Below are 11,182 nucleotides of genomic sequence, written 5' to 3'. Positions count from 1 at the left end.
TGATTTTCTATAACTTCCGTACAGACCGTGCCATCAAAATCTCGAACACTTGCACAAATGCAGATTTCAGCTCGTTTGTTTGCGTTGAACAAGCAGAGGAGGACATACGATTTGCGCCTTACTCTCGTGGGCGCGGAGATGTTGATAAGAGACAGCCCCCGCTGGTCCCGCCTGAAGCGGCAGCCCGTCGCCCCCGCCCCGGAGCCGGTGGAACCTCTGCCTGAGGAACCGCCCGCGCAACTCCCGGTGGAGGCGACGATCGAGCCGGAAGCCGCGCCTGAAGCTGACGACCCGCTGGAGGACCTCCCCCCTGTGGAGGAGCTGACGCTGGAGTCCGACTTCACCCCCTTCCTGCGGGCGGAGGTTCCGGACGACCTGCACCGGCAGGCGCTGCGCAAGCTGTGGACCTCCGACCCGGTCTTCGCCAACGACGACGGGTTGAAGGACTACGCCGACGACTACGCCAGCCTGTTCACCGGATCCTCGCCGGTGAAGACGCTCTACCGCGTCGGCAAGGGCTTCCTCGACGCCGCGGAGGAGGCGGCCGAAAAGGCGGAGCAAGGAGCCGGCGGGACGGCCGCGGACGGGGGCGTCGATGAAGACGGGAAAGAAATCGTGGCGCTTCCCGAAGGTTCGGAGCCCGAGCAGATCCCCTCTGCTTCGCCGAAACCGGGTATCGATATGATAAAAAGAGCATAGCGATAGTCCAACCCAAGTCGCGGTAAGCACACTTCTGAGTCAACCTTTGTTGACAAACACCGCGAATCTGCCCTTTAATAGCCCCATCCTGAACGTTAAGCCCCTGATATGGCGAGGCTTTTCGCAGGTGCAATATGAGGTTGTCGGTCCAGGGCGTCTCGGGCGCCGGCCCATGACGCCGTGAGCCTGCAACGGGCGAGCCAATGCGCCGCCGTTGTCGCGACGGGTGGGGCCGGGTGCCGGAGTTTTGCCGATCTGGTCCTTTCGTCGTGTCGGGAGGGATGAACGCCGTGTCCGTGACCGGTGAACATGATCCGTCGGCCTTGCCGCCGGAGGAGATGCAGCGGGCGCAGATCTACGCGCTGCTGGCGCATCTGCTTGCCCGCCCGCCCGGCGGGGAGTTCCTGGCCGCTTTGTCGACGCTGGACGGCGACCCGAGCCCGCTCGGGCAGGCGCTGCACGGTCTGGCCGAGGCCGCCCGCGGCACGGACGCCGCCGCGGTGGAGGAGGAATTCAACACCCTCTTCATCGGCGTCGGCGGCGGCATCCTGTCCCCCTACGGTTCCTACTATCTCACGGGTTTCCTTCACGAAAAGCCGCTGGCCGAGTTGCGCGGCGACATGGCGCTGCTGGGCATCGCCCGCGCCGACGAGGTGAAGGAACCCGAAGACCACATCGCCGCCCTGGCCGAGATGATGGCGGGTCTGATCACCGGCGCCTTCGACGCACCGGCCGATCTGGAGGCGCAGCGCCGCTTCTTCGACCGTCACATCGGCTCCTGGGCCGGCAGATTCTTCACCGATCTGGAAACCACGCCGTCCGCCGCCTTCTACCGCGCGGTGGGCACGCTGGGTCACCGGTATCTGGAGGTCGAGGGGAAAGCCTTCGACATGGCGGCGTGATCGGGCGGCGTGACGGGGCGGCCCGACCGCACACCGGCACCGTCGCCGTACAGACAGCAAACAACGAGACCGGTCCACGACAAGGCCGGTCCGGAAACGCTCAAAACAAGGCCCGGAAACCGGGCGGCACATCGGTCTTCAGTCTCGGGGAAGCCGCGAAGAATAGGGTGAAGCTATGACGGACAAGAAGGAAAAGACCACGCTGGCGCGGCGCGACCTGTTCCGCGCGGCTGGATTGGGCGTCGGCGCGCTGGGCGCCGCCGCCGTGGGCGCCGTGGCGGGTGCGGAGCCGGTGCAGGCCGCCGAGCCCGCCCCCGCCCAGGGCTACCGCGAGACCGACCATGTCCGGACGGTCTACGAACTGAGCCGCTTCTAAGAAGGACCGCCGCACATGCTGACAAAGAAGAAGGCGGCTGCTTCCGGCGGCCGTTCGCTCGCCACGGCCAACGGCCGTTCGCTGTCGAAGATGGTTTCCGGCCTGACCGGTAACACCGTCGACCGTCGTTCGTTCCTCCGCACCTCGGGCATCGCCGCCGGTGGCGCCGCCATCGCCGCCAGCATGCCCTTCGGCATGGTGAAGAAGGCCGAGGCGGTGACCGCCACCCCCGCCGCGGGCGCGCCGGTCAAGCTGGTCAAGAACGTCTGCACCCACTGCTCGGTCGGCTGCACGGTCACCGCCGAGGTGCAGAACGGCGTGTGGATCGGCCAGGAGCCGAGCTTCGACAGCCCGATCAACCTGGGCGCCCATTGCGCCAAGGGTGCCGCGGTGCGCGAGCACGCCCACGGCGACCGCCGCCTGCGCTACCCGATGAAGATGGTGGACGGCAAGTGGACCCGGATCTCCTGGGACCAGGCCATCCAGGAGGTCGGCGACAAGCTGCTGGCGATCCGCGAGAAGTCCGGCCCGGATTCGGTCTTCTGGCTCGGCTCGGCCAAGCACAGCAACGAGCAGGCCTACCTGATCCGCAAGTTCGCCGCCTTCTGGGGCACGAACAACGTCGACCATCAGGCCCGCATCTGCCATTCCACCACCGTCGCCGGCGTGGCGAACGTGTGGGGCTATGGCGCCATGACGAACTCGTACAACGACATCCAGAAGTCGCGCGCGATGTTCTTCATCGGCTCCAACGCCGCGGAGGCGCACCCGGTCTCCATGCTCCACATCCTGAAGGGCAAGGAGCAGAACAACGCCCCGCTGATCGTCGCCGATCCGCGCTTCACCCGCACCGCGGCCAAGGCCGACGAGTACATCCGCTTCCGCCCCGGCACCGACGTCGGCCTGATCTGGGGCATCCTCTGGCACATCTTCGAGAATGGCTGGGAGGACAAGGAGTACATCGCCAAGCGCGTCTACGGCATGGACGAGATCCGCGCCGAGGTCGCCAAGTGGACTCCCGAAGAGGTTGAGAAGGTCACCGGCGTTCCGGGCTCGCAGCTGAAGCGCGTCGCCCGCACGCTGGCCTCCAACCGTCCGGGCACGCTCGTCTGGTGCATGGGCGGCACGCAGCACCACATCGGCAACAACAACACCCGCGCCTACTGCGTGCTGCAGCTGGCGCTGGGCAACGTCGGCGTGACGGGCGGCGGCACCAACATCTTCCGCGGCCACGACAACGTGCAGGGCGCCACCGACTTCGGCGTCACCTCGGACTCGCTGCCCGGCTACTACGGCCTGGCGGAAGGCGCGTGGCGCCACTGGGCGCGCGTCTGGGACGTCCCGTACGAGGAGGTCCTGGCCCGCTTCAAGGACAAGAAGCTGATGGAGGCCACCGGCATCCCGGTGTCCCGCTGGTTCGACGGCGTCCTGGAAGCCAAGGAGAACATGGACCAGCCCGAGAGCATCAAGGGCATGGTCTTCTGGGGCCACGCGCCGAACAGCCAGGTCCGCCTTCCGGACATGAAGAAGGCGATGGAGAAGCTGGAGCTGCTCGTCGTCGTCGATCCGTTCCCGACGATGACCGCCGTCCTGTCCGACCGCAAGGACAACTTCTACCTGCTGCCCGCCGCCACCCAGTTCGAGACCGTCGGGTCGCGCACCGCGTCCAACCGCTCGGTCCAGTGGTGCGACAAGATCATGGAGCCGCTCTTCGAGGCGAAGACGGACCATGAGATCATGTACCTGTTCGCCAAGAAGTTCGGCTTCGCCGAGCCGATGTTCAAGAACATCAAGCTCCACGGCACCGAGCCGGACATCGAGGACACGACGCGGGAGTGGAACCGCGGCATGTGGTCGGTCGGCTACACCGGCCAGTCGCCGGAGCGGCTGAAGCTGCACATGCAGCATCAGGCGACCTTCGACAAGACCACGCTGCGCGCCAACGGTGGCCCGTGCGACGGCGATTATTACGGCCTGCCGTGGCCCTGCTGGGGCACGCCGGAGATGAAGCATCCGGGCACGGCCAACCTCTACGACACCTCCCTGCCGGTCGCCGAGGGCGGCGGCGCCTTCCGCGCGCGCTTCGGCGTGGAGCGCAACGGCGTGACGCTGCTCGCCGAGGGCTCCTACCCGGTCGGGTCGGAGATCAAGGACGGCTACCCGGAAGTCACCTACGCCATGCTCGACAAGCTGGGCTGGACCGGGGAGCTGACCGAGGCCGAGATGGCCGTCATCAAGAAGATCGGCGGCGAGAAGATCGGCGCGGTGTCCTGGACCACCGACCTGTCGGGCGGCATCCAGCGCGTGGCGATCAAGCACGGCCTGAACCCGCCGGGCAACGCCAAGGCCCGCTGCGTCGCCTGGAACTTCCCGGACCCGGTGCCGGTGCACCGCGAGCCGCTCTACACGCCGCGCCGCGATCTGGTGGCCAGCTACCCGACCTACAAGGACACCAAGTCCTGGCGCCTGCCGACGCTCTACAAGTCGATCCAGGACCGCGACGTGTCGAAGGAGTACCCGATCATCCTCACCTCCGGCCGTCTGGTCGAGTATGAGGGCGGCGGCGACGAGACCCGGTCGAACCCCTGGCTGGCCGAGCTGCAGCAGGACATGTTCGTCGAGATCAACCCGTTCGATGCCAACAACGCCGGCATCAAGGACGGCCAGATGGTCTGGGTCGAGGGTGCGGAGCAGGGCAAGGTGAAGGTCAAGGCCATGCTGACCGAGCGTGTCGGCCGCGGCGTCGCCTTCATGCCCTTCCACTTCGGCGGCCATTACCAGGGCCAGGATCTGCGCGCCAAGTACCCGCAGGGCGCCGACCCGATCGTGCTGGGCGAGGCGGCGAACACCGCCACGACCTACGGCTACGACTCGGTCACGCAGATGCAGGAAACCAAGACCACCCTCTGCCGGATCTCGGCGGCCTGAGACGCTAGGAGTTCATCACCATGGCCCGCATGAAATTCCTCTGCGACGCGGACCGCTGCATCGAATGCAACGCCTGCGTCACCGCCTGCAAGAACGAGCACGAGGTGCCCTGGGGCATCAACCGCCGCCGCGTCGTCACCATCAACGACGGCAAGCCCGGTGAGCGGTCGATCTCGGTCGCCTGCATGCATTGCTCCGACGCGCCCTGCAAGGCCGTCTGCCCGGTCGATTGCTTCTACCAGACCGAGCAGGGCGTGGTCCTGCACAACAAGGACCTGTGCATCGGCTGCGGCTACTGCTTCTACGCCTGCCCGTTCGGCGCCCCGCAGTACCCGCAGGCCGGGAACTTCGGCACCCGCGGCAAGATGGACAAGTGCACCTTCTGCGCCGGCGGCCCGGAGGCCGACAACACGGACGCGGAGTACAGGAAGTACGGCCGCAACCGTCTGGCCGAAGGCAAGCTGCCGCTCTGTGCCGAGATGTGCTCGACCAAGGCCCTGCTGGCCGGCGACGGCGACAAGGTGTCGGACATCTACCGCGAGCGCGTGGTCGCCCGCGGCTTCGGGTCCGGCGCCTGGGGCTGGGGCACCGCCTATCAGATGAAGGCGGGGTCTTGACCGTGATCCGCCGCACCGTCTGTGCGATGGCGCTTCTCCTCGTCACCCCGCTTCTGGCGGGGTGCAACGAGGAGGAGCAGGCGCGCCCGATCCATACGGAGAAGGGCGTCTACCGCGGCGCCGCGGACAGTCCTCTGTCCGCGGATCAGGTCCAGGCGCTCCAGCAGCGCTCGGCCGGCCAGCGCTTCTGATTGGCGCGGTTCTCAAGGGAAGGGCTGACGCAATGACGTCGAATCATTCCAAGGGCGGAGTCGGCAGGACGCTGCACATCGTCCTGCTGGGCGTCGCCATGCTGGCGCTGACCCTGGTCATGGCCAACGTCTCCTCCGCTTCGGCGGCGGAGGCGTTCCCGCCGGTCGCCAGCCAGCCGGCCGACGGCACCTCCAAGACCGACATGTGGCGCGGCATCCGCTCCGGCGAGCAGGGCACCGTCTCCATCCCCAACAAGAGCGCCGGCGTGCTGGTGCAGTCGGAAGGGGAGCTGTGGCGCTCGGTCCGCAACGGCCCGCTGTCCACCTACGGCGGCTGGGTGCTGGGCGGCATGCTCGGTCTGCTGGTCCTGTTCTTCCTAGTGCGCGGGCGCATCCGGATCGACGGCCAGAAGACCGGCCGGACCATCCAGCGCTTCAACGCCTTCGAGCGGGGCGTGCACTGGCTGACCGCCGGCAGCTTCGTCATCCTGGCCTTCACCGGGCTGAACGTGCTGTACGGGCGCTACACCGTCCTGCCGCTGCTGGGGCCGGAGGCGTTCGCCACGATGACCCAGTACGGCAAGTTCGCCCACAACTACCTGGGCTTCGCCTTCATGCTGGGCACCCTCCTCATCTTCGTGATGTGGGTGAAGCACAACATCCCGGAGCGCAACGACATCACCTGGGCGCTGAAGGCCGGCGGCCTGTTCAGCAAGGGCGTGCATCCGGCGGCGAAGAAGTTCAACGCCGGCCAGAAGGTGATCTTCTGGGCGACGGTGCTGGGCGGCGCGGCGCTGGGCTTCACGGGCGTGCAACTCCTGTGGCCCTTTTCCTTCGCCTCGATGGCCGACATGCAGCTCTACCAGCTGATCCACGCCGCGGTGGCGGTGGTGCTGACCGCGGTCATCATCGCGCACATCTACATCGGCTCGGTCGGCATGGAAGGCGCCTTCGACGCCATGGGCACGGGCGACGTCGAACTCCAGTGGGCGCGCGAGCACCACTCGCTGTGGGTTCAGGAGGTGACGGGCGAGACTCCGCGTTCGCACCACGGCCGCCACCGCGCGCCCGCCGAGTGAGGACACCCGTCATGCGTTCTTTCCTGATCGGCCTGCTCCTGGCCGGGGCGGTCGCCGCTCCGGCCGCCGCCCAGACCTCCGCCCAGACCTCTCCGGCGGCCAAGCCGGCGGACGAGGTGAAGCGGATCGTCGAGCAGACCTACAACGTGCAGGTCCTGCGCGTGACCGAGGCGGCGCTGGAGGACGGCACCGCCGTCTACAAGGTCGCCGCCATGATGCCGGGGACCGCCGGCAACGCCGCCTTCATGGTCAACACCCTGACCGTCGATGCGGCGACCGGCCTCGCTCTGCCGCCCTTCCGCCACCACGCGGCGGGCTACAGCCTGCCCCAGGGCGGCACCTACGAGCCGAACCGGACCTCCAACAACCCCGCGGTCGCCCGCGGACACACTTGGCGCTGAGAACGTCCAGCGCCGATACCTGTTACCCCCTGACCGGCGGCTGAGAGGCTGCCGGTCTTTTCCTTTCCGGGAGGCGGTTCGGGCATGGGGAGAAGGCGTCATCCGGGGAACCCGCCGTGCCTCACCCGCCGCCGGCTGCTCGCGCTGGCCGCGGCTTCGCCTGCCCTCACCACCCCGCTGCTGTCCCGTGCCGCCGACCTGATCGGCCATGGCGCCATGGTCAACGCCGTCGCCGTGTCGCCCGACGGCACCCGCGTCCTGACGGGAAGCTGGGACTATTCGGCCATCCTGTGGGACCTCGCGTCCGGTTCCCAAATCGCCTCCTTTCACGAGCACGCCGCCGGGGTGACCTCTGTGGCCTTCCTGCCGGACGGCACGCGCGCCCTGACCGGCAGCCGGGACGCCGCCATCATCCTTTGGGACCTGGAGAGCGGACGCTCGCTGCGCCGTTTCGAAGGCCACACCGGCACCGTCGCCGGTCTGGCGGTGGCCCCGGACGGCCGGAGCTTCGCCTCCGCGGGCTGGGACTTCGCCATCCGCGTCTGGGACCCGGAAAGCGGCGTATCGCTGCGGGTGCTGGAGGGGCATGGCGCCAACGTGAACGCCGTCGCTTACACCCCGGACGGCGGGCGGCTGGTGTCCGCCGGCTACGACTTCCAGATCCGCGTCTGGGACGCCGCGACCGGGCGGGAGAAGGCGGTATTGGAGGGGCATGAAGGCAGCGTCAACGGTCTGGCCCTATCCCCCGACGGGCGGCTGGCTGCCACGGCGTCGAGCGACGAGACGGTGCGGCTGTGGGACCTGGAGGCCGGCACGCTCCTGCGCACGCTCTATGGGCACAGCGGCTTCGTCACCTCCGTCGCCGTCGCGCCCGATGGCCGGATGCTGCTGTCCGGCGGGGGAGGGGACCGGCGCGTCCGGCTGTGGGACGCCGCGTCCGGGCGGCAGCTCGCCTCCTTCCGCGGCCATGAGAAGCCGGTCCTGGCGGTCGCCTTCACCCCGGACGGGCAGGGCGCCCTGTCCGCCGGCTACGACGCGGTGGTCCGCCACTGGGACCTGATGGGCAAAGCGGACGCCGAGCGTCCCTGAGGCTTTTGCGGCTGGCATGAGTAGCCCTCTCACCTCCGGGGAGAGGGGAATTGGAACATGCCTCAGTTCGGCCTCCGGCCGTTCTTGACAGGCACCGTTCACCCATGGCCCGTTCGGCACTCCGCCGTTCCGCAAACGAGACCGCCGCCCATGACCAGCCTGTCCCACCCGGCCCAGCGCCGCGCCATCATCGACACCTGCCTCGCCATGAACGGGGCGGGCATCAACCAGGGCTCGTCGGGCAACCTGTCGGTTCGGGTGGAGGGCGGCTTCCTGATCACGCCCAGCAGCCTGCCTTACGACGAGACGGCGCCCGAGGACATCGTGGAGATGGGCTTCGACGGGACCTATGTGGGGCAGCGGCGGCCCTCGTCGGAATGGCGTTTCCACCGCGATATCCTGAAGGCGCGGCCCGACGTGGACGTGGTGCTGCACACCCATTCGACCTTCGCCACGGCGCTGGCCGTTCATGGCCGCGGCATTCCCAGCTTCCATTACATGGTGGCGCTGGCCGGCGGCGATTCGATCCGCTGCGCGCCCTACGCCACCTTCGGTTCGCAGGAGCTGTCCGACCACGCCGTGGCAGCGCTGGAGGGGCGGCTGGCCTGCCTGCTGGCCAACCACGGAATGATCGTGCTCGGCAAGACGGTGAAAGGCGCGCTGGCCCTGGCGGTCGAGGTGGAGACGCTGGCGCGCCAGTATCTCCACGCGCATCTGCTGGGCGAGCCGGTCATCCTGCCGCCCGAGGAGATCGCGCGCGTTGCCGAGAAGATGCGCCGCATGAGGTACGGCCTGCCGCCCGACGAGGACGCCGCGCCGGAGGATACCGCCCGCCCGCGCGAGGCCTGACGGTCAGGAGATGCTGGCTGTCAGGAGGCCAGCTGGGCGACCGGGCGCAGGGGGGCGACGGTGACCAGCGGACGCTGCTTGGCGGTACCGGCGGTGCCGACCTGGAGCGGACGCTCCTCCGCCGGGGGCTGGTAGTAAGCGGGCAGGGCCACCGTGATACGGGTGCCCTGGCCGGGCTCGCTCGCCACCTCGATGTCGCCGCCGAGCATGGCGGCGTAATGGCCGACCAGCGTCAGGCCGAGCCCGGCGCCGCGCCGCTTGGCGCCGTTGCCGCCCTGGCCCGCTCCACCTTGAACGAAGGGCTGGAACAGCCGGGCGGTCTGGCTGATGGCGAAGCCGCTGCCGCTGTCGGTCACGGTGAAGCGCAGCCAGGGCTCCCCGTCGCGCTCGACCCGCTCGGCGGCCAGCAGGACGGTGCCGCCCTGGGTGAACTTGCAGGCGTTGTCGAGCAGGTTGAGAAGCGCCTGCCGGACCTTGCCGAAATCCGAATACATCTGGCCGAGCGCCGCGGCGTCGGCCTGCAGCATCACCTCGTTGCCGTTGAGGTCGGCGGCGGGCAGCGTGCGCTCCCGCGCCTCGATCAGCAGCCGGTGCACGTCGAGATCCTGAAGCACGACGTCCATGTTGCCGGCCTCGATCCGGGCATAGTCGAGGATCGCGTCGACCAGGGTCAGCATCTGCTCGCCGGTCCACTGGATCTGCTCGATGTCGGTCGCCAGCTCCCCGGCGCCCAGCCGGTGCAGTTCGCCCATCAGCGACTGGCTGGAGGCGACGATCTCGTTGAGCGGGGCGTGAAGCTCCTGCCCGATGTTGACCAGGAAATGGGTCTTCGCCTCGTTGGCGGCGTCGGCGCGCTCCTTGTCGCGCAGAAGCTGTCCGTGCCGGTCGGCGGCCTCCCGGCGCTGGCGCTCCATCTCCGCGCTGTTGTCGCGCAGGACGCGGACGGCGCGGGCCATTGCGGCGACCTCGTCCGCTCCCTCGTCCGGCGGCAGGGCGATGTCGGTCCGCCCGGCGGCGAGCGAGGTCACGGCGGCGGCCATGCCGGCGACCGGGCGGGCGACCCGGCGGTTGACGAACCAGACCATCGCCAGCCCGGCCAGCGTCACCCCCAGCGCCGCCCACAGGGCGATGCGCAGCGTGCGCCAGGATTGGTCGGCCAGGCCGCCGCGCAGCTCGGCCGCCACGGCGTCGTTGCGCTGGCGGATCTCCGCCGCGTGGGCGGCGACGGCGGCGGCGTTGGGCGTCAGCCGCTCGGCGCGCAGCCCGTCCTCGTCGGACAGGGAGGCCTCGATCCCGTCCAGCACCCCGTCGATCCCGGCCAGCGCCGCCTCCACCTCGTCGATGGTCTGGCGGGTGCCGGGGACCCAGAGGTAGCGGTTCATCTCCGCCAGCTTGGCGCGGGCGTTGCCCAGCTCGGCGCGCATGCGCAGCGAGTCGCGGTCGTCGCGCCGCGCCACGTAGCGGCCGAGATGGTCCTGCATCATCAGGATGGCGACGGTCGCGTCGCCGGCCAGCGCCGCCGAATCGACGCCGCCGGCGTCCTTCAGCCGGCCCAGTCCGGCGCGGATCTGGGAAATCTGCGGCTCCAGCACCGACTCGGTCAGCCGGGCGCGCTCGCCGCGCAGGGCGACCAGCGCCTCGAAGCCGCTCCAATAGGCGTCCAGCGCCTTGCGCGCGCCCTCCACCGAGCGGCGGTCGGCCTCGCCGTCCACCCTGTTGGCCAGGGCGGTCAGGCGCTCCAGCAGGCCGTCGCGGCGCAGCCCGGCGTCGAGCAGGCTCTGCTGGTCGCCCTCGGCCAGATGGTCGCGGACCGAGACCTCCAGGTCGCGCAGCCCGATGTCCAGGTCAGCGGCGGTCTGTGAGGCGTCGGCGTAACCGGAGAAGGTGCCGACCTCGCGGCTGACCCCGTAGAGCGAGGCCACGCCGATCAGCGCCAGCAGAAGGACCAGAGCCAGGACCACGCCGAAGCCCAGCCCGACGCGTGCGGCGAGCGTCAACTCGTCCAGGCGACGCAGAAAGCTGAGCCCCGGAAGGGAGCGCGCGGGGCGGGG

General features: G+C 69.1%; 11 protein-coding genes. 10 read left to right on the top strand and 1 reads right to left on the bottom strand.

What is annotated here, in order from left to right:
* The first annotated feature begins 138 nt into the window (after window positions 1–138).
* From GBZ26_RS20920 to GBZ26_RS20875, 10 genes are all read left to right on the top strand, one after another.
* Window positions 139–699: a DUF3306 domain-containing protein gene (locus tag GBZ26_RS20920; protein WP_174440495.1), complete on the top strand. Its 561-nt coding sequence runs from the start codon at window positions 139–141 to the stop codon at window positions 697–699.
* Window positions 700–989: 290 nt separating this feature from the next.
* Window positions 990–1,601, top strand: coding sequence for a molecular chaperone TorD family protein (locus GBZ26_RS20915; protein WP_174440494.1), 612 nt, complete (start codon window positions 990–992; stop codon window positions 1,599–1,601).
* A 175-nt stretch (window positions 1,602–1,776) separates the two neighbouring features.
* A complete protein-coding gene (locus GBZ26_RS20910) occupies window positions 1,777–1,977 on the top strand; it encodes a hypothetical protein (protein ID WP_038529100.1) in 201 nt (66 codons plus the stop codon).
* A gap of 15 nt (window positions 1,978–1,992) precedes the next feature.
* Window positions 1,993–4,905 carry a formate dehydrogenase subunit alpha gene (locus GBZ26_RS20905; RefSeq protein ID WP_174440493.1) on the top strand — a complete coding sequence of 971 codons (2,913 nt, stop codon included), beginning with the start codon at window positions 1,993–1,995 and terminating at the stop codon, window positions 4,903–4,905.
* A 20-nt stretch (window positions 4,906–4,925) separates the two neighbouring features.
* Window positions 4,926–5,522: a formate dehydrogenase FDH3 subunit beta gene (gene fdh3B / locus GBZ26_RS20900; RefSeq protein ID WP_038529096.1), complete on the top strand. Its 597-nt coding sequence runs from the start codon at window positions 4,926–4,928 to the stop codon at window positions 5,520–5,522.
* On the top strand, window positions 5,519–5,713 hold the full coding sequence (locus GBZ26_RS20895; RefSeq protein ID WP_174440492.1) for a hypothetical protein: 195 nt from the start codon (window positions 5,519–5,521) through the stop codon (window positions 5,711–5,713). The genes fdh3B and GBZ26_RS20895 overlap by 4 nt, the downstream gene beginning before the upstream one ends.
* A gap of 32 nt (window positions 5,714–5,745) precedes the next feature.
* Window positions 5,746–6,792, top strand: coding sequence for a formate dehydrogenase subunit gamma (locus tag GBZ26_RS20890; protein ID WP_174440491.1), 1,047 nt, complete (start codon window positions 5,746–5,748; stop codon window positions 6,790–6,792).
* Window positions 6,793–6,803: 11 nt separating this feature from the next.
* Window positions 6,804–7,193, top strand: a complete 390-nt coding sequence (locus tag GBZ26_RS20885; RefSeq protein ID WP_174440490.1) for a hypothetical protein — start codon at window positions 6,804–6,806, stop codon at window positions 7,191–7,193.
* Between the two features lie 84 nt (window positions 7,194–7,277).
* Entirely contained in the window at window positions 7,278–8,282 is a 1,005-nt protein-coding gene (locus GBZ26_RS20880; protein WP_174440489.1) for a WD40 repeat domain-containing protein, read from the top strand.
* A gap of 150 nt (window positions 8,283–8,432) precedes the next feature.
* Window positions 8,433–9,131: a class II aldolase/adducin family protein gene (locus GBZ26_RS20875; RefSeq protein WP_174440488.1), complete on the top strand. Its 699-nt coding sequence runs from the start codon at window positions 8,433–8,435 to the stop codon at window positions 9,129–9,131.
* Between the two features lie 20 nt (window positions 9,132–9,151).
* Here the strand turns inward: GBZ26_RS20875 and GBZ26_RS20870 are convergent.
* Window positions 9,152–11,182, bottom strand: a 2,031-nt coding sequence (locus tag GBZ26_RS20870) for an ATP-binding protein (RefSeq protein WP_247884858.1), incomplete at its 5' end; no start/stop codon positions are given.

The sequence above is a fragment of the Azospirillum formosense genome, from assembly GCF_013340925.1.
Classification (GTDB): Bacteria; Pseudomonadota; Alphaproteobacteria; order Azospirillales; family Azospirillaceae; genus Azospirillum; species Azospirillum formosense.
This window is presented reverse-complemented; position numbering and strand designations above follow the sequence as displayed.